21 protein-coding genes and 1 tRNA gene are annotated in these 20,387 nt (G+C 66.9%); 9 read left to right on the top strand and 13 right to left on the bottom strand.

Annotated elements, in window-relative coordinates; genetic code table 11:
- Positions 1-37: 37 nt before the first annotated feature.
- Positions 38-114: transfer RNA gene (locus U1872_RS17585), tRNA-Arg, on the bottom strand.
- Positions 115-195: 81 nt separating this feature from the next.
- On the opposite strand from U1872_RS17585, the gene U1872_RS17580 reads away from it, so the two are divergent.
- The gene (locus tag U1872_RS17580; RefSeq protein WP_332794219.1) at positions 196-960 is read left to right on the top strand and encodes a queuosine precursor transporter; all 765 of its coding nucleotides are present in this window, start codon (positions 196-198) and stop codon (positions 958-960) included.
- A gap of 201 nt (positions 961-1,161) precedes the next feature.
- Here U1872_RS17580 and purQ read toward each other — a convergent pair whose 3' ends face one another.
- From purQ to U1872_RS17545, 7 genes are all read right to left on the bottom strand, one after another.
- The gene (gene purQ / locus U1872_RS17575) at positions 1,162-1,833 is read right to left on the bottom strand and encodes a phosphoribosylformylglycinamidine synthase subunit PurQ (RefSeq protein WP_332794218.1); all 672 of its coding nucleotides are present in this window, start codon (positions 1,831-1,833) and stop codon (positions 1,162-1,164) included.
- The gene (gene purS / locus U1872_RS17570; RefSeq protein ID WP_332794217.1) at positions 1,830-2,060 is read right to left on the bottom strand and encodes a phosphoribosylformylglycinamidine synthase subunit PurS; all 231 of its coding nucleotides are present in this window, start codon (positions 2,058-2,060) and stop codon (positions 1,830-1,832) included. Before purS ends, purQ begins: the two co-directional genes overlap by 4 nt.
- A gap of 79 nt (positions 2,061-2,139) precedes the next feature.
- Positions 2,140-3,834, bottom strand: coding sequence for a hypothetical protein (locus U1872_RS17565; RefSeq protein WP_332794216.1), 1,695 nt, complete (start codon positions 3,832-3,834; stop codon positions 2,140-2,142).
- A 6-nt stretch (positions 3,835-3,840) separates the two neighbouring features.
- On the bottom strand, positions 3,841-4,620 hold the full coding sequence (purC, locus tag U1872_RS17560; RefSeq protein WP_010185226.1) for a phosphoribosylaminoimidazolesuccinocarboxamide synthase: 780 nt from the start codon (positions 4,618-4,620) through the stop codon (positions 3,841-3,843).
- Between the two features lie 99 nt (positions 4,621-4,719).
- Positions 4,720-5,577 (bottom strand): hypothetical protein, encoded by an 858-nt coding sequence (locus U1872_RS17555; protein WP_332794215.1) that lies wholly within the window; start codon positions 5,575-5,577, stop codon positions 4,720-4,722.
- 159 nt (positions 5,578-5,736) lie between these two features.
- A complete protein-coding gene (kynU, locus tag U1872_RS17550; RefSeq protein WP_332794214.1) occupies positions 5,737-6,951 on the bottom strand; it encodes a kynureninase in 1,215 nt (404 codons plus the stop codon).
- Between the two features lie 211 nt (positions 6,952-7,162).
- Positions 7,163-8,035, bottom strand: coding sequence for an alpha/beta hydrolase family protein (locus U1872_RS17545; RefSeq protein ID WP_332794213.1), 873 nt, complete (start codon positions 8,033-8,035; stop codon positions 7,163-7,165).
- Between the two features lie 112 nt (positions 8,036-8,147).
- Here U1872_RS17545 and parC point away from each other — a divergent pair, with 112 nt between their 5' ends.
- The gene (gene parC / locus U1872_RS17540; protein ID WP_332794212.1) at positions 8,148-10,394 is read left to right on the top strand and encodes a DNA topoisomerase IV subunit A; all 2,247 of its coding nucleotides are present in this window, start codon (positions 8,148-8,150) and stop codon (positions 10,392-10,394) included.
- A gap of 153 nt (positions 10,395-10,547) precedes the next feature.
- On the top strand, positions 10,548-12,215 hold the full coding sequence (locus U1872_RS17535; protein WP_443025411.1) for a putative bifunctional diguanylate cyclase/phosphodiesterase: 1,668 nt from the start codon (positions 10,548-10,550) through the stop codon (positions 12,213-12,215).
- On the opposite strand, the gene U1872_RS17530 is transcribed toward U1872_RS17535, so the two are convergent.
- Genes U1872_RS17530 through U1872_RS17515 form a run of 4 tightly spaced genes read right to left on the bottom strand, consistent with a single transcriptional unit; the run spans position 12,185 to position 15,116 of the window.
- Entirely contained in the window at positions 12,185-13,408 is a 1,224-nt protein-coding gene (locus tag U1872_RS17530) for a CCA tRNA nucleotidyltransferase (protein ID WP_332794210.1), read from the bottom strand. The two genes, U1872_RS17535 and U1872_RS17530, sit on opposite strands and share 31 nt — an antisense overlap.
- On the bottom strand, positions 13,396-13,992 hold the full coding sequence (locus U1872_RS17525) for a CoA pyrophosphatase (protein WP_332794209.1): 597 nt from the start codon (positions 13,990-13,992) through the stop codon (positions 13,396-13,398). The genes U1872_RS17530 and U1872_RS17525 overlap by 13 nt, the downstream gene beginning before the upstream one ends.
- Positions 13,989-14,555: a DUF1285 domain-containing protein gene (locus tag U1872_RS17520; protein WP_332794208.1), complete on the bottom strand. Its 567-nt coding sequence runs from the start codon at positions 14,553-14,555 to the stop codon at positions 13,989-13,991. Before U1872_RS17520 ends, U1872_RS17525 begins: the two co-directional genes overlap by 4 nt.
- Positions 14,556-14,603: 48 nt before the next feature.
- Entirely contained in the window at positions 14,604-15,116 is a 513-nt protein-coding gene (locus tag U1872_RS17515; protein WP_332794207.1) for a GNAT family N-acetyltransferase, read from the bottom strand.
- A 150-nt stretch (positions 15,117-15,266) separates the two neighbouring features.
- Here U1872_RS17515 and U1872_RS17510 point away from each other — a divergent pair, with 150 nt between their 5' ends.
- Both U1872_RS17510 and U1872_RS17505 read left to right on the top strand, forming a co-directional pair.
- Entirely contained in the window at positions 15,267-15,638 is a 372-nt protein-coding gene (locus U1872_RS17510) for a dihydroneopterin aldolase (protein WP_332794206.1), read from the top strand.
- Entirely contained in the window at positions 15,635-15,961 is a 327-nt protein-coding gene (locus U1872_RS17505) for a Rossmann fold domain-containing protein (RefSeq protein ID WP_332794205.1), read from the top strand. Before U1872_RS17510 ends, U1872_RS17505 begins: the two co-directional genes overlap by 4 nt.
- Before the next feature lie 14 nt (positions 15,962-15,975).
- Here the strand turns inward: U1872_RS17505 and U1872_RS17500 are convergent, their stop codons facing one another.
- Positions 15,976-16,827 (bottom strand): hypothetical protein, encoded by an 852-nt coding sequence (locus U1872_RS17500; protein WP_443025405.1) that lies wholly within the window; start codon positions 16,825-16,827, stop codon positions 15,976-15,978.
- 221 nt (positions 16,828-17,048) lie between these two features.
- Here U1872_RS17500 and U1872_RS17495 point away from each other — a divergent pair, with 221 nt between their 5' ends.
- The 4 genes from U1872_RS17495 to U1872_RS17480 all read left to right on the top strand — a co-directional run bounded on the left by U1872_RS17495 (position 17,049) and on the right by U1872_RS17480 (position 19,632).
- Positions 17,049-17,717, top strand: a complete 669-nt coding sequence (locus U1872_RS17495) for an energy transducer TonB (RefSeq protein WP_332794203.1) — start codon at positions 17,049-17,051, stop codon at positions 17,715-17,717.
- A 68-nt stretch (positions 17,718-17,785) separates the two neighbouring features.
- Positions 17,786-18,574 carry a MotA/TolQ/ExbB proton channel family protein gene (locus U1872_RS17490; protein WP_332794202.1) on the top strand — a complete coding sequence of 263 codons (789 nt, stop codon included), beginning with the start codon at positions 17,786-17,788 and terminating at the stop codon, positions 18,572-18,574.
- A 92-nt stretch (positions 18,575-18,666) separates the two neighbouring features.
- Entirely contained in the window at positions 18,667-19,149 is a 483-nt protein-coding gene (locus tag U1872_RS17485) for an ExbD/TolR family protein (protein ID WP_165954502.1), read from the top strand.
- Between the two features lie 54 nt (positions 19,150-19,203).
- A complete protein-coding gene (locus tag U1872_RS17480; protein ID WP_332794201.1) occupies positions 19,204-19,632 on the top strand; it encodes an ExbD/TolR family protein in 429 nt (142 codons plus the stop codon).
- Positions 19,633-20,387 lie beyond the last annotated feature (755 nt).

Here is a 20,387-nt window from a genome sequence, read left to right as displayed (position 1 = left end):
GAAGTGGGGCGGGTGCGCGACGCATAGCCGACGATATTGGCGCGCCCGGAGGGAGTCGAACCCCCGACCGAGGAGGTAGAAGCTCCTTGCTCTATCCAACTGAGCTACGGGCGCGCGCTGGGTCTGCCATTAGCGCGGATTGCGCGGTCGCGAAACCGGCTTCATAGCGGCGCTTCGATCAGGGGGCGAAACGACATGGCGACACTCAAGACGATCACCGCCGCCGAAACGAGCGGCCGCGAATTCCGCTATTTCGATTTCGTGATGGTCGCCTTCGTCGTGATCCTGCTGCTGTCGAACGTCGTCGGCGCGGGGAAACGCTCGACGATCGACCTGCCATGGATCGGACCGTGGCCGTTCGGTGCGGGGATCCTGTTCTTCCCGGTCAGCTATGTGATCGGCGACATCCTGACCGAGGTGTATGGCTATGCCCGCGCGCGGCGCTGCGTGTGGGCGGGCTTCGCGGCGCTGATCTTCCTCGCCGTGATGGAGCAGATCGTCGTCGCGCTGCCGCCGGCGCCCGCGTGGAACGGGCAGGCGGCATACGAATATGTCTTCGGCCGCTCGATCTTCGTCGATCCCGCCGCGGCGACCGGCCTGCGCATCATCCTCGCCTCGGTCACCGCCTTCTGGGTCGGCGAATTCGCCAACAGCTTCGTGCTCGCCAAGCTCAAGATCCTGACCGAGGGGCGGATGCTGTGGACCCGCACGATCGGCAGCACCGTTGTCGCGCAGGGGTTCGACAGCCTGATCTTCTACCCGCTCGCTTTCTACGGCGCGCCCGACTGGCCGGTCGAAGCGATGCTCGCGGTGATGGTCAGCCAGTTTTTGCTCAAGGTGTCGTGGGAGGTGATCCTCACGCCGTTCACCTATCTCGTGGTGAACTTCCTCAAGCGCGGGGAAGGGGTCGACGTGTACGATCGCGGGACCGACTTCTCGCCATTCCGGGCGCGGGTGTAACGGGCTGCGTTGCTCGGCTCGCGCGCCGGACGCAAAGCCCGACACACAAAACCCGTTCGCCCTGAGCTTGTCGAAGGGCTGTTCTTCTTACCATGCTCGAAAAAAAGAACAGTGCTTCGACAAGCTCAGCACGAACGGGGTTAGGTTAGCGCAGTACCCGCAGCGATCGCGACCGGCACGGCCTCCGTTATCGCACCCGTCTCAGGCCGCGACGGTCTCGAACAGCCCCTCGAACATCCGCCGTCCGTCACTGCCGCCATGCGCGGCGGTCTCGATCCGCCGTTCGGGATGCGGCATCAGGCCGAGTACGTTGCCCGCCGGGCTGAGCACGCCGGCGATGCCGCGCGCAGAGCCATTGACCGCGCCGGCATAGCGGAACGCGACACGGCCCTCGCCCTCGAGCCGGTCGAGCGTTTCCTCGTCGGCCGAGTAATTGCCATCATGATGCGCGACCGGATAGACGATCTGCTCGCCGGCATCGTAGCGGCTGGTGAAGACGCTCTGGCTGTTCTCGACGATCAGCGGCACGTCGCGGCAGACGAAGTCGAGTCCGGCATTGCGCATCAGCGCGCCCGGCAGCAGCCCCGCCTCGGTCAGGATCTGGAAGCCGTTGCAGATGCCGAGCACGGGCATTCCGCGGCCCGCCGCATCGCTCACCGCGCGCATGATCGGCGATCGCGCGCCGATCGCGCCCGAGCGCAGATAGTCGCCATAGGAAAAGCCGCCGGGGACGGCGACCAGCCCGATGCCGTCGGGCAGTTCGGTCTCGGCGTGCCACACCATCGTCGGCGCGGTGCCGCTGACGGCCTCGAGCGCGGTGGCGATGTCGCGGTCGCAGTTCGACCCCGGAAAGACGATGACGGCGGTCTTCATACGCGCTCGACCCGATAATTTTCGATGACGGTGTTGGCGAGCAGCTCGCGGCACATCGCGTCGACTCGCTCGTCGGTGGTGTCGTCGGCGACGTCGAGTTCGATCAGCTTGCCCGCGCGAACGTCGTTGACGCCGGCGAAACCGAGGTTGCCGAGCGCCTTGTGGATCGCGCGGCCCTGCGGATCGAGCACGCCGGGCTTCAGCGTGACGAAAATGCGGAGCTTCATGGGGCTTGTCCTGGCTACGATCGGTGAGCGCGCAGCCTATGGCCTTGCTGCGCCGCGCGGGCAAGCATCAAGCGACGGGTCAGGGCGCGGGTGGCATGGCCGGATCGCCGGCGAACCAGTGCGGCAGCCCGATCGAGACGGCGAGGCCATAGCGCGCGACCGCCGCTTTCGGCCACGGTCCGGTGAGATAGAGCGGCGCAAACGCCCCGACATCCTTGCCGGCGAGCTGCGCGCGGACGCGGTCGTCGCCGAGCCATTGCTCGTTGCCGGTGAAGGCGCGGCGCAACGCGACCGCGCGCACCTGCGGGCCGTCGAGGATCTGGTGATAGTCGAACGAATTGCGCAGCTCGCCGGTGGAATCGGTCATCCAGGCGGTGGCGAAATAGGTCGGCAGCCAGGTCGCGCCGTTCGGGGCAGGGAAGATCACCAGCCGCGCTGGCTCGCTCGGCCCGACGCGCACCGGCTCGAGCCGGATCGTCAGCGCGAGCAGGATCGGGACGATCGCCAGCAGCAGCACCGGGCGCCGCCACGCGTCGAGCAGGAAGCGCAGCGCGAACAGGCCGAACAGCGGGAAGACCCATTTGAAATAGTGCAGGTTGTTGAAGCGCCACAGGCCGCTCGGCAGCAGGTCGACATAAGTGAGCATCAGCGCGACGTAGGTCAGCCCGGCAGCGGCGACGGCGATCGTCACCGGGCGGCGCGCGATCGGGGTGGCGGCGCAGGCGGCGATCAGCCCGGCGCCACCGAGCAGCAGCCACGGTGCATATTCGAGCAGCCCGATTCCGTCGCCGAACCAGCCTCTCGGATCGACCAGCAGGACATAGGCCTTCCAGCCGAGCCAGCCGAAGGTGAAGCCGTATTGCGCGGAATAGAGCATGTAGGGGCTCGGCGCGAAGCCGTAGATCGCGGTGTAGAGCGTGCCGAGCGAGGCTAGGGCGAGGAGCACGCCGGCGAGGGCGTATCCTGCGGCGCGCAGGTCGCGCGCGCGGTAGAGCGCGAGCGCCGCGGCAACCGCGATGATCGCGCCGATGACCGCATCGCCGGGCCGCGCGAACGGGATCAGGCCGAGGGCGAGGCCGAGGGTGAAGGCTGGCCAGCGGTGGGCGTGGCGTTCGTGCGCTTCTTCTCTTCCCTCTTCTCCGTTTTCTCCTTCTCCGCTTCCCCGGAGAAGGCCGGGGCCCGGGAGCGAGCGGCTGCCAAGCTCGGGCAGCGCTTCGTTACCGCCGACATCGCGACTGGGCTCCGGCCTTCGCCGGGGAAGAAAAAGAGGGGAGGCAAGAGTGGGCGCACTTTCCCACAGCCGCGCCATCGCCCCCAAGGCCAGCCACAACAATGCCGCCGACGGCGTCGTCGTCCACGGCTCGACCCACAGCTTGGCAATCCCGAACTGCGCGAGCGTCGTCGCCGCGAACAGCACAGCCGCGCCCCACACCGGCACGCCAAACCCGCGCGCAACGCTGCGAAATCCGGCGAACGCCAGCAGATAGCAGAGCAGGTTGGCGACGAAGAACGGCTGGCTCGGCCACGCCTGCAGGAAGGGCAGGCCGAGCAGGGGGTAGAGCAGAGGATAATAATGCAGCGCCGGGTCGAGATGCCCCGCCGCGAGCGCGTTCGCCGAACGGACGTAGAGCCCCTGGTCCTGCCAGTCGCGCCAATAGAGCAAGGCGGGGTCGCGCAGCGCGGGCAACCCGGCGACACGCACCAGCGTCAGCCCGTAGGCGAACGCGAGCGCCGCGAACGGCCAGGCCGTCCGCGCCAGCGCCCGCGCGCGCATTCGCGCTTACTTGCCCTTGTTCAGACGATGCTGCTCGAGATCGAGCACCGCGCCGTCGGTCTCCTCGGTCAGCAGGCCGAGCCGGCGCGCGACTTCCTGATAGGCCTCGACTTCGCCGCCGAGATCACGACGGAAGCGATCCTTGTCGAGCTTCTCGTTGGTGGTCATGTCCCACAAACGGCAGCCATCGGGGCTGATCTCGTCGGCGAGCAGGATGCGCGGGAAATCATTGTCCCACACCCGCCCGAATTCGAGCTTGAAGTCGACCAGCCGGATGCCGATCCCGGCGAACAGCCCGCACAGGAAATCGTTGATGCGGATCGCGAGGTCGGCGATGTCGTGCATCTCCTCCTGGCCCGCCCAGCCGAACGCGGCGATATGCTCGTCGGTGATCATCGGATCGCCGAGCGCATCGTCCTTGTAATAATATTCGATGATCGTGCGCGGCAGCTGCGTGCCTTCCTCGATCCCGAGGCGAGTCGAGATCGAGCCCGCCGCGACGTTGCGCACGACGACTTCGATCGGGATGATCTCGACCTGGCGGATCAGCTGCTCGCGCATGTTGAGCCGGCGGATGAAGTGCGTCGGCACGCCGATCAGCCCGAGCAGCGTGAAGATGTGCTCGGAAATCCGGTTGTTGAGCACGCCCTTGCCGCTGATCGTGCCCTTTTTCTGGGCGTTGAAGGCGGTGGCGTCATCCTTGAAATATTGGATCAGCGTACCCGGCTCGGGACCCTCGTAAAGGATCTTGGCCTTGCCTTCGTAAATCTGGCGGCGACGTGCCATAAATGCAGCAACCCTCAAATGAGCGGCCCCGGCGACGCGGGCAAACGCGGGCCGGGGCGATAAGCTGCAGGCCATACCGGAACGCAGCCGGGCACGCAATCAATCGCTTGCCGGCACGATCTTTCGCGGCCGCGGCCGCCAGCGGCGCCACAGCAGCACGACGACGATCGCCACCAGCCCGGGCGGGCCGAGCAACGCCAGCGCACCGAGCAGCAGCGCGAGCGTGAACTGCGCCGATCCGATCGCGGTGTCGGCGGCGCTGGTCAGCGGCGCGCTCGGGTCGAAGCCGCGCACCGCGGGGCCCGCGCCATATTCGAACACCATCGGCGTGACCGCGAGACTCTCCTGCTCCGCGGCCTTGGTGTCGCGTGTCGCGGCAGCGGTCTGGTCGAGCTCGGCTTGCCGTGCGAACAGTTCGGAGCGCTGGTCTGCCTTGAGCTTGGGATTGTCGAGCAGCGCCGCGTTGCGTTTGCGTTGCTCGTCGAGTCGCGCCGCGTCGGTGTCGAGCCGCTTGATCGTCGCGCCGGCATCGGTGCCGCTGATCTCGGCATCGACCAGCTTGCCCGACTCGGCGGTGATGCTCGCGATCGCATCGCGTCCGAAGCCGCGCGCGAGGCCGGGATCGAGCTTGAATGCCAGCATCGCCTCGACATTGTTCTCGCCGATCAGGCGATAGCGCATGCCGGTGATGCGGCAACGCGCCGGGCCGAGCTTCTCGCACGCCTGTGCATGCGCTTCCTGGGCATGCGCGATCTTCGCGGCAGGCATGCGGAAGGCATAGCGATAGGCGAATGCCACGCCGGGGGCGGCGGTGAGCGAAATGCCCGGTGCCGCCGATCCGGTCGGCGCGGCGACGTCGGTGACCATTACCGCCTCAGACCGTTGCTCGCTCGACTCGGACGATTTGGAACAGGCCACCACGCCAAGGCACAAGGTTACCGCCGCCAGCTTCCGCATCGTCGCTCTCCCGTGATTTCGATACACCATCACATTGGAAGGAAATCCGGTCAAGCGATTTGCCACATTCTCGCCACATTTGGGCGCGGCACAGCGCCGTCCCTACCGCTGCAACGGTTGCTGCGGATCGGAGGAGAGCGTTTCGGGTTTAGCGGGCGATCAGGTGACGGCGGCGCGCGTCGCGAACCGGGGATCGTCAGCGGCGCCGCTTTCCAGCACGTCGCGCAGGACTTCGCCCGCCTGCCAGATGTCCTCGAAGCCGAGGTACAGCGGGGTCAGCCCGAAGCGGACGACGTCGGGCGCGCGGAAATCGCCGATCACGCCGCGCTCGATCAGCGCCTGGCACAGCGCATAGGCCTTGGGGTGGCGGAAGCTGATATGGCTGCCGCGCGCGCTCGGGTCGGCAGGCGAAACGCATTCGAGACCTAGGCGCGCCCCAATAGCGGCGAGCGCGTTGAACAAGGCGGCGCTCTTGGCAGCGACCTGCTGCTGGTCGATGTCGCGCCACAGGTCGATCCCGGCCTCGAGCCCGGCCATCGCCAGCATCGAAGGCGTGCCCGCCAGCCAGCGCTTGATGCCGGGGGCGGGGGTATAGGCGTCGCCGAACTCGAACGGCGCGGCGTGGCCCATCCAGCCCGACAGTGGGCTGGCGAGCTTTTCCTGCAGCCTGCGCGAGACGAACAGGAAGGCGGGCGCGCCGGGGCCGCCGTTGAGATATTTGTAGCCGCAGCCGATCGCCAGATCGGCGCCGGCGCCATTGAGATCGACCGGAACCGCGCCGACGCTGTGGCTGAGGTCCCACAAAGCGAGCGCGCCGGCGTCGTGCGCGCGGGTGGTCCAGGCCGCCATGTCGAAGCGTTCGGCGGTCTTGTAGTGGACGTGGGTGAGCATTAGCAGCGCGGTGTCGCCGTCGATCGCCGTGGGGAGGGCGTCGCGCGCGACCGCGTTGAGGCGCGCACCCGGAACGCAGCCTGTGGCGCCCTCGGCGATGTGGAGATCTGTCGGGAAGTTGCCGGTCTCGCTGACGATCGTCGTTCGGGGCGCCGCGTGACGGACCGCGGCGACGAGCAGTTTGAACAGGTTGACCGAGGTCGAATCGGTGACGATCACCTCGTCGGGCTCGGCGCCGATCAGCGCGGCGATCTTGCCGCCGATGCGCTGCGGTGCGTCGATCCAGCCTTCGTTCCAGCTGCGGATCAGCCGCTCGCCCCATTGCCGCTCTGCCATGTCGGCCAGTGCAGGCGCGGTCGCGCGGGGGAGCGGGCCGAGGGAGTTGCCGTCGAGGTAGATCACGCCTGCGGGGAGCGCGAAGCGGTCGCGATAGGCGCGGAGCGGGTCGGCGGCGTCGAGGGCGCGGGCTTCGTCGCGGGTCATGCGGGGGCCTTGGCGGAGAGGTGTTTTTTGAACGGGGAACGCGAAGCGAAGCGCAACCGACTCCCCTCCCTGGAAGGGAGGGGTAGGGGGTGGGTCGGCCTAGGGTGGGTGCTGCCCGCGGCAACGGGCCGACCCACCCCCAACCCCTCCCTTTCAGGGAGGGGAGGCGCGATGCGGCGGGCGGGGGTCGAAATTCGGGAGGATGATGCGTTCACTTCTTCAGCCCTGCCTTGATCAGCGCCTTAGCTTGCGCCCACGCCGCGCTTTCGGGTGCGATCAGTTCGACATGCCCCGTGCGTTCGACCAGATGCAGCGTCGCCGTGTCGCCCTTGGCCTGCGCCGCCGCGACATAGCCCGTGCCGAGTCGCACCGGGATGATCTTGTCCTCGCGCCCATTGACCAGATCCTGCGGCACGCCGAGCGGCAACAGCCGTGCGACCGAAGTGTCGGCATAGACATCCGCCCGCGCACCGGGCGTGCCGACGAGCTTTGCGACCACCTCGACGCCGCAGCCATTGTCGGGGCTCGCCGCGGTCGCCTCGAGATCGGGCAAGCCGCCAAGGCTGACCACATGCGCGATCTTCAGCGGGTGTGCCGTGTAGAGCGGGCTGGTCGACGCGATCCGCGACCTCCCGGCAAGCCACAAAGCGAGGTGCCCGCCCGCTGAATGCCCGACGGCGACGATCCGCTTGGTGTCGAGATGGAACTCCGCCGCATGCGTCCGCAACGCGTCGGCCGCCGCGCCTGTATCGAGGAAGGTCCCCGGATAACCGCCGCCGGTCCGGTCGACGCCACGATACTCGACGTTCCACACCGCGATGCCGCCGCGCCGTAGATCGTCCGCGATCCAGTTCATCAGCCGGCGATCGGCGATGCTCGTCGTCCAACAGCCACCATGCACCATCACCACGACGGGATGCTTGCCATGCCCGGCGGGCAGCCAGACGTCGACCTTCTGCAAGGCGTCGGCGCCATAATCGATCGTCGCATCGGCGACCGGCTGGGTCCGCTTGCTCAGATCAGGCCAGGTCAGCAGCGGGGCGGGCGCAGGCGCTGCGGGAGGGGGTGGTGGGGTCTGAGACATAGACGCTGTCGATACAGCGATCAGGGCGAGCGGGAGAAGACGCAGCATGCCTCGCCTGTAAACGCCGCGCTGGCATCTCGCCACCAGCGAATAGCGCTGCTATCGCCGTGCGATGCCCACCGATGTGACCGATCCCTTCAACGCCATCGTCGACGCGCCGTTCGATAGCGCGCTGAGCGATCGCTATCTCGTCTATGCGCTCTCGACGATCACCGCGCGCTCGCTGCCCGACGTGCGCGACGGGATGAAGCCGGTGCACCGCCGCCTGCTGTGGGCGATGCGCCAGCTGCGGATGGACCCGAGCACGCCGTACAAGAAATCGGCGCGCGTCGTCGGCGAGGTGATCGGCAAATACCATCCGCACGGCGATGCGTCGGTTTACGACGCGATGGTCCGCCTCGCGCAGGATTTCTCGGTCCGCTATCCTCTGGTCGAGGGGCAGGGCAATTTCGGCAATATCGACGGCGATGGCGCCGCCGCCTTCCGCTATACCGAGGCGCGGCTGACGCAGGTCGCGATGGACCTGATGGCGGGCCTCGACGAGGACGCGGTCAACTACAAGCCGACCTATAATAACGAAGAGCAGGAGCCTGAGCTCTTCCCCGGCGCCTTCCCCAATCTGCTCGCCAATGGCGCGGCGGGGATCGCGGTCGGCATGGCCACCAACATCCCGCCGCACAATGTCGCCGAACTCTACGACGCGGCGATCATGCTGATTGACCAGCCCGAGGCCGACGACGCCGCGATGCTGCAGCATATCCAGGGGCCCGATTTCCCGACTGGCGGGCTCGTCGTCGATTCGCCCGCGGCGATCGCGGAGGCCTATGCCACCGGCCGCGGCGGCTTCCGGCTGCGCGCGCGCTGGAGCATCGAGAAGGAGAAAGGTGGCGGCTGGAACGCGATCATCACCGAGATCCCGTACGGCGTGCAAAAGGGAAAATTGATCGAGCAGATCGCCGCGCTGATCAATGACAAGAAGCTGCCGATCCTGGCCGACGTCCGCGACGAATCGGATTCGGAAATCCGCGTCGTGATCGAGCCGCGCAGCCGCACGGTCGAGCCCGACATGCTGATGGAGAGCCTGTTCAAGATGTCGGACCTCGAGGTCCGCTTCAGCATGAACCTCAATCTGCTCGACGCCGACCGGACGCCGCGCGTGATGAGTCTCCGTCAGGCGTTGCTCGCTTGGATCGCGCACCAGTTCATCGTGCTCCAGCGCCGCACCGCGCACCGGCTCCACAAGATCCGCGACCGGATCGAGCTGCTCGACGGCTATATCATCGCCTATCTCAATCTCGACCGCGTGATCGAGATCATCCGCACCGAGGACGAACCCAAGCCGGTGATGATGGCTGAGTTCGAGCTCAACGACCGTCAGGTCGAGGCGATCCTCAATATGCGGCTGCGCTCGCTGCGCCGGCTCGAGGAAATGGAGCTGCGCAAGGAGCGCGACGGGCTCGAAAGCGAGCGCGCGGGGCTCGAGGCGTTGCTCGGCAGCGAAGCGCGCCAGCGCACGCGGCTCAAGAAGGACTTCGGCAAGCTGCGCGAGCGCTACGGCCCCGACACCAAGCTCGGTCGCCGCCGCACCACCGTCGCCGAGGCGGCGCCGGCGCGCGACATTCCGCTCGAAGCGATGATCGAGCGCGAGCCGATCACCGTGATCCTGTCGCAGCGCGGCTGGATTCGCGCGATGAAGGGGCATCTCGATGCCGCAGGCGTGGCGGCGGTGAAGTTCAAGGATGGCGACGCCGCCGCGTTCGACTTCACCGCACAGACCACCGACAAGATCATGATCGCGGCCGAGAACGGCCGCTTCTACACGCTCGCCGCCGACCGACTGCCCGGCGGGCGCGGGTTCGGCGAACCGGTGCGGCTGATGATCGATCTCGATGGCGATGTCGGCATCGTCCACATCTTCCGCGCGAGTATCGCCGAGAAACTGCTCGTCGCGGCGAGCGACGGGCGCGGCTTTCTGGTGCGCACCGCCGACATCGTCGCCGAAACGCGCAAGGGCAAGACGGTGGTGACGCCGCGACTCGGCGCCAAGCTCAAGCTCGTGCGCCCGGTTGCGCCGCAGGACGATTATGTCGCGGCGATCGGCGACAATCGGCGCCTGCTGGTCTTCCCCTTGTCTGAACTGGCCGAGCTGTCGCGCGGGCAGGGGGTGCAACTGATGCGCTTCCGCGATGGCGGCCTGTCGGATGCGACCACCTTCGTCTTCGCCGAGGGGCTGAGCTGGCCGATGGGCGGCGACAGCGGGCGGACGCGCACCGAATCGGACCTCGCGCCGTGGCGCGCGGCGCGCGGCGCGGCGGGGCGCATGCCGCCCAACGGCTTCCCGCGCGACAACCGTTTCTAGGCGCGTCGGGGGGGCAGCGTGCTGCAATTCCTCGGCTTTCGGCAAGCGCCCGCGTTTTTCGTAGGTTGAGAGGGATTTTAACCTATCGCCGCTATCGCTGAGACGATGGTGCCGAAGCCCAAACCCGTTCTGGCCATCCCGGCCGCTGCGACGATGTTCGCCGAGGTGGAATCCTTTTCACCGTCGACGGCGATGGCGGCACGCGTGATCGACCTGATGCCGATCCCCGCCGCTCTCGTCACGCTGGGCGAATCGGGCGTCACGGTGCAGGCCGCGAATAACGCCTACGAACTGGCCGGGCTTGGCATGGTCGACCGGCGGCGCTCGCTCGTCGCGCAGATCGAAGGGCGGATCGCCGAGTTCATCCGTTCCGATTCGCTGCGCTGCGAATTCGCGGTCGAATATGGCGACACCGTCGATTGCCGCTACTTCCAGGCAACGCTGGCGCGCCTGATGCGCAATAGCGAGCAACGCTGCGTCCTCGCGCTGGTCGATCAGACCGCTGAGTTGCGCACCGAACATAATCTGCGGCGCGAGATGCTGACCGACAGCCTGACCGGGCTGCCCAACCGCGCCGGGTTCAGCGATCGGCTCGAAAGCCTGCTCGACGATCCCGCGCAACGCGTTCGCTACGCAGTGCTGGTGGTCGATCTCGATCGTTTCAGCCGGGTCAATGCCTGCCTCGGTTCGATGGCGGGCGACGAATTGCTGATCACCGTCGCGCGCCGCCTGAAGGGCGCGCTGCGCGCGCAGGACGTGCTGGCGCGCACCGGCGGCGACGAATTCGGTATCCTGCTCACGCTCGAGGACGGCCTGGGCGATGCCGCGCATGTCGCCAAACGGATCCAGGGCGCGCTGTCGACGCCGTTCCGCCTGTCGGATTTCGAGATTCGCGTCGCCTGCTCGATCGGCATCGCCTTTGGCGCGCCCGAGATCGACGACGCCGAGGAGCTGATTCGCCACGCGCAATTCGCGGTCAAGCGCTCGAAGGTGACGGGCAAGTCGGAGGCCTATCAGACGCAGGCGTTCGACATTGCGCGCGAGCAGTTCGGGATGGAGACCGCGCTGCGCCGCGCGATCGAGCGCGGGCAGATGCGGCTGACCTATCAGCCGATCCGCGACCTTTCGACCGGGCAGCTGGTGGCGTTCGAATCGCTGGCGCGCTGGCGCGACGAGGACGGCATCGAATATTCACCCAACGATTTCATCCCCGTCGCCGAGGAATCGGGACTGATCGTCCCGCTCGGCCGCTGGGCGATCCAGGAGGCGGCAGCGACGCTGGCGCAATGGGATGCGCGGATGGGCGGCCATTGCGGGGTCAAGCTCGCGGTCAACCTGTCGGCGATCCAGCTGCAGCGCGATACGATCGCACCCGTCGTCCAGTCGGCGCTGACGGCCTATGGGCTCGAGGGATCACGCTTCACGCTCGAACTGACCGAGAGCGCGCTCGTCACCGATCCCGATCGCATCGCCGGGATCATGCATGCGCTGAAGGATCTTGGCACGACGATCGCGATGGACGATTTCGGTACCGGCTATTCCAACCTCGCCTACCTCCAGAAACTGCCGATCGACGTGCTCAAGATCGATCGCAGCTTCGTGACGGGCATGCTCGCCGACCGCGACAAGATCGCCATCGTCCGCGCGATCCTGTCGCTCGCGCAGGCGCTCGGCATGAAGACCACCGCCGAGGGGATCGAGACCAACGAACTCGCGCAGACGCTCGCGGCGCTCGGCTGCACCTTCGGCCAGGGCTATCTCTATGCGCGGCCGCTCGAGGCCGAGTTGGCCTATGCGATGCTGGAAGAGGCCCGCCACTGATCGACCGCGGCGTCGGCGATCGCGTCGGCACGCGCCGCATCGGGGAAATTCTCCTCGACCCAGCGATCCTCGACCTGCCTAAGCAACCGCGCCACGTCTGGGCCCTTGCCGACCCCGCGCGCGACCAAGGCTCCGCCGGTCAGCGGAAAAGTCGGGATCGGCCAGTGTAAAATGTCGCGCGCGCCGAGCACGGCGTCGAACGGTTCCTCGACCGTCAGCAACCAGCGATCGAGCGCCCCGTCGCGGCCCAGGCGATAGGCGAGCGGGTGCGGCGATCCGCGTGAATCGGTCAGCGCCGAGACCAGCCGCTTGCGCTGCGCGTTGGACAGTTTGAGCCGAGCACCGACACTCTCACCGAGCGCCGGATCGCGCGGCAATACCGCGGCGAGATGCCGTAGCGGATCGGGCGCGAGCTCCGCCTGGGTTTCGTATCCGACCAGCCGCGCGAGCCGTGCCGCGCCGGCTTCGGTGATTTCGGGCAGCACCGGCAGCAGGATGCCGCGCGCGATCATCAGGCGCAGCGTCGCCACCGCGTTGGGCGCGACGAGCAGCTTGAGGAATTCGGCTGAAATCCGTTCGCGCGAGAGCGCCATCAGGTCGTTGGCGCGCTGTGTGCAGGCGTCGAGCGCGGCGGCGTCGGGCTGTTGGCCGAAGCGCGCGAAGAAGCGGAAGAAGCGCAGGATGCGCAGATGATCCTCGGCAATGCGCTGCAACGGATCGCCGATGAAGCGCACGCAGCGCGCCGCCAGATCGTCGAGCCCGCCGAAATAATCGAAGATCTCGCCGGTCGTGGGATCGGCATAGAGCGCGTTGATCGTGAAATCGCGCCGCGCCGCATCCTCGCGCCAATCGTCGGTGAAGGCGACCGTCGCGTGGCGGCCGTCGGTCGACGTGTCGCGGCGCAAGGTGGTCACTTCGATCGGCACGCCATCGGCGAGCACCGCGGTGATCGTGCCGTGCGCGATACCGGTCGGAACCGCCTTGATCCGCGCGCGGGCGAGCAGGTCGAGCACGTCCTCGGGCGCGTGGCGCGTCGCCAGGTCGACGTCGGCGACGTCGATTCCCAGCAGTGTATCGCGCACCGACCCGCCGACGAAACGCGTCTCGCCGCGCGCGGCGCCGAGCACCTCGCACAATTCCGGCAGCCCCGGCCGCGTGCGCCACGCGGCGTCGGGCAGGATCAGCCGTTCCATCGCAACCGGCGCGACAGGTTGACGATCATCGCCGCGGTGGCGCCCCAGATGCGGTGGCCGTCCCAGTAAATCTCGTAATAATGGCGGTTGCGGCCCTGCCACTCGACACTCGCCTCGGTGTGGTTGCCCGAATCGAGCAGGAAGCCGAGCGGCACTTCGAATACCTCTGCGACCTCGGCCGCGGCGGGGGTGAACACGAGGTCGGGGGGCACGATGCCGATCACCGGGGTGACCTCGAACCCGGTGACGGTGCGATAACGGTCGACTTCGCCGACGATCGTCACGCTGCCGCGTGGCAGCGCGATCTCCTCCTCGGCTTCGCGCAGCGCGGCCGCGACCGCATCGGCGTCACCCGGATCGATTCGGCCGCCCGGAAACGCGACCTGCCCGGCATGGCGCGACAGCGTATCGGTGCGCAGCGTCAGGATCACGCCGGGCTCGGCGCGATCGGTGACGGGGATCAGCACCGCGGCCTGTGCCAACGGCGAGACCGCGGCATCGAGATCGACATGGTCGCCGGTCAGCAACACGGTGTCGGCATGGCCGATCTCGAGTGCCTGGCGGAGCCGTTCGAGCAGCATCATGCCACCGGCTCGAAGGCGAAGAACGCGCCCGCGCTCCACACGCCGGCGGGCTGGTCGCCGCCGTCGATCGCACGCTGCGCGAGTTCGTAATAGACCGTGCGCGCGACGACGGCATCGAGCCCGCCGCGGACGTGGAGATAGGGGCGGGGGCCATCCTCGCGCGGCTCGAAGCGCAAGCGGTGCTCAGCGTCGGCGGTCACCAGGTCGCCAGTGTTGAGGCGGAAGGTCAGCGTCGCGGCGTTACCCACGCCCGACGCCTTGAGCTCGACCGCGACGAACGGCGCATCCTCGACGACGATGTCGAGCTTCTCGACCGGGGTGACGAGCACATAGCTGCCATCGCTCTCGCGCCGCAGGATCGTCGAGAACAGTTGGACCATTGCCGGCCGGCCGATCGGCGAGCCCTGATGATACCAGGTACCGTCGCGCGCGATCCGCATCTCGCTGTCGCCACAATGCGTCGGGTTCCAGCGGTCGACCGGTGGCAGTTTGCGCTCTTGCGCCAGGCGGGCGATGTCGGCGAGCGACAAGGCGGCGAGATCGGGGATCGGCTCCATCGGCATCCAGCAGCCGGTACGGCAGGCGACCGCGCGCGTAAAGCCGCAGCGGCCTCAGGCCAGCGCGGCGATCCGCGGTGCGAGCAATCCGGTGCCGCGCGGCACCAGCGCGCCGCGCGCGAGCAGGCGGTGCGGCTCGACCGGGCCGGGAACGCGCCAGCCGGCGGTGCGGCTGGCATCGAAGCCGAAGAAGCGGCCATAATATTGCGGATCGCCGATCAACGTGATCGCCTCGGCCAGGCCTTCGCGCTCGGCCGCCGCCAGCGCGTGGGCGGTCAGCGCGCGGCCGATGCCGCCCTGCTGCCGGCCTGGCTCGACCGCGACCGGGCCGACCTGCACCAGCGGAACGTCGATCCCGTCGTCGCCGGCGAAGCGGATCGGCCAGCACTGGATCGTGCCGACCAGCGCGCCGGCGTCGCGCGCGGCGAAGCTCAGCGCGGGAATTGCTGCCATCCCCTCGCGGATGCGGTAGGCGGTTCGGCGGTGCCGATCGGCTCCGAACGCGCGATCGAGCAGCTGCTCGACCGCGGCGGGGGCGATATCGGCAATCGGCACGAACTCGATCACGGGCACATATCCTCGTCAGCCACCGACGTCGGGCGGGCCGCGCGCTTTAGACCCGCGCCGCACGAACGCAAGGCCTGCCGGGCGGCAAAGCTTTCTTGGCGGCGCACATCTGCTATGGCGCGCGCCGATACGACCAAGATAGGGCCTGATTTGACCGACCGCTTGACGCTCAACGTGCACGACCTCGAAGTGATGGTGCTGACCGGCATCTATTCCGAGGAGACGCACCTGCCACAGCCGCTGCGCATCTCGTTGACGGTCGATCTGGTCGTACCAGATCGCTTCGATCCCGACACGCCGCTGAGCGAATCGAAGAATTATCTCGACCTCAAGCATGCCGCGACGACCGCGCTGCCGACCGGCGTGCACTTCAAGCTGGTCGAGGCGGTCGCCGATCATATCTGCGAGACGCTGTTTTTGCAGGACAAGCGCGTCACGCGGGTCGAGGTGACGATCGTCAAGCTTGCCATCTCCGAGGCAGGCGAAGCGATCGGCATCACGCTGGTGCGGAACCGCCGTTGAGGGCGGCGCTGCAGGCGGCGGTCGGCGCGCGCGCGGCGCTGGTCTTTGTCGACACCGCACGCGACGTCGACGCGATTGCCGCGGCACCGCGCGATTCGGGGGTGGTGCTGGTGGTGATTGAGGCGACGGTTGCGCCGCTCGATCGCGCGATGCTGTGCGCCGCGATCGGCCCGCTGGCCGTGGCGCTTGCGCCGCAGACCCGGCTCGTCGCGCTCGATCTGGCCGACGATGCGGACTCCGCCGCGGCCGCCGCTGCAGCGCACTATCTGCTGACTGCATCCTCGACGACGGGGCAGATCGTGCGAATCGCCCCGGACGCCTAGATCTGACACCTAGCTCAGGAGCGTGCCCCGCGGTCGCACGGACCGAGCGAGCGCACCACCAGCGCGTAATCCTCGCGCGCGATCCGGGCATCGTCGCCATCCTGCGTTACCGACGTATCGGGCAGTGCGGCCGGCAGCGTGCAGGCGAGCCGATACCATAACAATGTGTCGCGCGGCGGCGGCGGGACGGCTTGGTCGACCACTTCGCTCAGCGCCACGCTCCAGCGCGGTTCCGCGTCGGGCTTGCGTTCGATATTGAGCGAGATTGGGCGCGCATCGGCGGTAGTGAGGAAGATCTGCGTATGGCCCGCACCCGGCAGGTCGCCGGGGGTGTGGAATGCATTCCCGATCCCGGTAACGGTCGGCGGCGCGTCGGGCGCCAGCACCTCGACGGTGATTCGCCGCGCCAGCGCGTCGCCCGCCGGGGTCCAGCTGCGCTGTGCATCGGGACGCACCAGCTGCAACTGCCCGGCATTGCCCGCCACCGCACGGGCGAACAGCAGGACACGGCTCTTTTTATAGCGTGGCGGGCGACCGTTGGCGCCGACCGGCACATCGAGCGTATAGCCAAGCCGCGGCGGAACCGCGCCGGTGCCGCGAATCAGCGCGGTCACATCGGCTTCGATATAGAGACGTGCAATGTTTGCAGGCAGGTCCGGCGCCTCGGCCGGCTTGAGCCGAAGTTCGCTTCGCACCGTCGCATCGACGATCAGCGGGGCGGCGACGACGAGATCGGCATAATCGGCATAGGGCAGGGCAGGGCCGGGCGTTTCCGGAGGATTTGCACGGGGTTGCTGCCCTGCCGGCAGCGTTGCGGGCAGCGCCAGGCACGCCGCGGCGAGAGTATATTTCATCAAACTTGGCATCAGGAGCGATTACCCGAGCCGACCAATTTTATACAGAAATAATTCTGCCATCGTCCTGTTGTACGTTTGTTGCGTGAGACAAAGCGTTTGCGTCGTGGTTTTTGGCGCGATAGAGGTTGTGGTCTGTCCAGGATACACTAGCCCATGACAGGCCGGATAACGAGCGGACGTTACGGATCGGCTTGGACCGTCGTGCCGGAATAGAGGAGTTTCGTTTCTGAATGGCATACGCTGATCGCAATACGAGTGGCAGCAAAGTAGTGTCGATCGTGATCGTTTCGGTCATTGTCGCGCTGTTCGCGTGGGGATTCGTGAACGGGCTGACCTTCAAATATATCAAAAAGGTGACCGAGAAGCTTAACACCTTCGACGTCGTCGAACCGCCACCCCCGCCGCCAGACAAGCCGCCGCCCCCGCCGCCCGAACAGCCGCAGCTGCAGACCCCGCCGGTCGTGTCGCCGCCGCCGATCGTGCGCGTGCAGTCGCCGCCGCCGCCGATCGCCACCGTCGTCACCCCGCCGCCTGCGGCACCGGTGACCGTGCTCGCGCGACCTGCCCCGGTCGTCGTGATCGCGCCCCCGGCAGCCGTCGTCAGCAAGGCTGCAGGGCCCAAGGGCAATCCGGCCGACTGGATCACCAACGACGATTATCCGTCGGATGCGCTGAGCGCCGAGGCCCAGGGTACCACCGCGATTCGGTGGGACATCGGGACCAACGGTCGCGTCGAGAATTGCACGGTGACCTCGTCGAGCGGCAATTCGTCGCTGGATCGGGCTGCCTGCAGCGCGCTGACCCGTCGTGGACGCTACACGCCAGCGCTCGACCAGGGCGGTGCGCCGATGCGGACGGTTGGCCAGACACGTCGCGTTGTTTGGCGCCTGCCTGAATAAACCATCCTGCCGCGGAGCCCCGAGGAAGGGGACTCCGCGGTCATTTTATCGAGAAGGAAGTCACCGTAATGTCCACCATCATCCTCGCTGCCGGTGCCTCTGCCGCAGACAATTTCGGTTTCATGAACGCCATGAAGCAGGGCGGGCCCGTCACCTGGACGACCGCTGCCATCCTCACCATCTTCCTGTTCTTCACGCTCTACATCTTGTTCACCAAGATCTTCGAGCAGCAGAAGATCATCAACCAGGGCCGTCGCGTTCGTGCGACCTTCTGGGCGTCGAACTCGCTGCGCGAAGGCGCTGCCAAGCTCGAGAAGAACTCGGCCTACAAGCAGATCGTCGACGACGGCATCGAAGCCCAGGAGCAGCATTCGCGTCTGACCGATCCGGTCGAAGCGCATGACTGGCTGCACGGCTCGCTCGCTCGCTCGGAAGCGATCATCAACTCGCAGCTTGGTGGCGGTCTCGCCTTCCTCGCGACGGTCGGCGCAACCGCACCGTTCGTCGGTCTGTTCGGTACGGTTCTCGGTATTTACCGCGCGCTGATCGGCATCGGCCAGGCTGGCCAGGCATCGATCGACAAGGTCGCAGGCCCGGTCGGTGAGTCGCTGATCATGACCGCATTCGGTCTGGTCGTCGCAGTTCCGGCCGTGCTCGCCTTCAACTGGCTGCAGCGTCGCAACAAGGCGATCGCCGAGCATCTCTCGGCTTTCTCGAACGACGTGCTCGGCTACCTTGCATCGAACGGTGCGGTCCGTCCGCATGCGCCGGGCAAAAAGGCTCCGGTTGCTGCAGCGAAGCCCGCTGTGACGACCACGACGGCCGGCCAGGCCGGCGGCGTGCAGACCCGCGTCTAAGAGTACCGAACGGGGCCGCCTGCCGGCGGCCCCGCTTCCTTCGCCGCCCGGTTTGTCGGGCGGCCTGACCGATACGAATAGGATGGCCTTTCATGGCGATTAGTACAGGTGGCGGCGGCGATGACGCCCCGATGTCCGACATCAATACGACGCCGCTCGTCGACGTCATGCTGGTGTTGCTCATCATCTTCCTCATCACGATCCCGGCGATCGTGCAGACCGTCAAGCTGAAGCTCCCGGACGTGCGCTACGATCCGACCGTGACCAAGCCCGAGAACGTTTCGCTCTCGATCACGCGCAAGCCCGACGGCAGCTGCGCGGTGTTCTGGGGCCAGACCCCGGTCACGCATGAGGAACTGCTCAAGCGTGCGACCGACAAGCTCAAGGAAATCGTCGACAAGGCCGGCGGTGCCGCGAACTTGACGACCGACGATCTTCCCGAGGCGCATATCCGCGGCGACGTCGAGACCCCGTATCGCTGCATTGGCGGTGCGATCTACACGATGCAGTCGGCCGGTTTCGCCAAGGTTGGCTTCATTTCGGAACCCCCTCCCACGGGCGGTCCGTCTTCGTGATCGTTGCTGTAGCAGCGCATTTGATTTGCGGCCTCGCCGCAGGGAGTATTTGACATGGCAATGAGCGCAGGCCGTGGCGATGACCAGCCGATGATGGACATGAACACGACGCCGTTGATCGACGTCATGCTCGTGCTCCTCATCATGTTCATCATCACCATCCCGATCCAGACGCACGCGGTGAAGGTCGATCTTCCGATCAATGACCCGAACCAGACCAAGCCCTTGATCGATCCGCAAAAGAACAAGATCGTGATCCAGCCCGACGGCGTCGTGCTGTGGAACGGTGCCGCGACCGACCCGGCGACGCTGCAGCAGTATCTGACGCAGACGACGCAGCTGAACCCCGAGCCCGAGCTGCACTTCCAGCCCGACCCGGCGGCAAAGTACGAGAAGGTCGACCAGATCCTCGCGATCATCAAGCGGTCGAACGTCTCGAAGCTCGGCTTCATCGGCAACGAGCAGTATCGCAACGACTTCTAAGTCGTTCGTTAGCATCGACGCACAATCAGGGCGGTCCTTCGGGGCCGCCTTTTTTTGGCCTGGGCGCGGCGACAGGCCGAGAAGGTGCCGGGTATCCCGATTCCAGATGCGGACCGGGGTGGCGGATTCGGATGGCGATCTAACCGTGGGCGCCTGGAGGTGACCGGCCTCCAGTGGGCAGCGCCACGAGGCGGGACGGCGAACCGCTATAGCGCTGGCCAGCGGCGGGAATACCCAGCCAAGCGGACATGTGGCGGGGCGAGCGGACGGCTCGATTGACCCCGAGACGCGTGTTTCACAAAGTCGATTGTTTCCAGATCTCCGCTGATCCCAAGGCTACGCCATTGGCGCGGACGGGGAGCTGCGCCTGCGAGATCGACGAAAAGCCAGAACAGCGGCAAAAGTCCACGACCGGATCGATAGAGGACAGCGCTTATTTCGCGGTCAACCGCACGGGCGCGGGCGGAGCGTTTTGTCCTCGCGAAATCGTCTGTTCGTGGATTTTGACCGAACTGTCGCTTTAACCAAGTTGCCCGGAGCCAGCAGCCAGTCGCGGAGCTGGCCCGGCCACACTTCCTGCCAAGCGGGTTGCCGGCGTCGGCATCGGGAAACGAAAAATCAATGCTGGTTGAGGCTGGCACAAATCAGGCCCAATCCCGGCAAGACAGGCGGCCCCCGGCCATTTTTTGTGTCTTTCCAATGCAATTAACGAATTTTGAAGCCGCCCTCTCCTATTGACGAGGCGAGGGGACCAA

This window comes from Parasphingomonas frigoris (assembly GCF_036663815.1).
Classification (GTDB): Bacteria; Pseudomonadota; Alphaproteobacteria; order Sphingomonadales; family Sphingomonadaceae; genus Sphingomonas.
The sequence above is the reverse complement of the archived record's forward strand: the minus strand, read 5'-3'. Positions and strand labels throughout refer to the sequence as shown.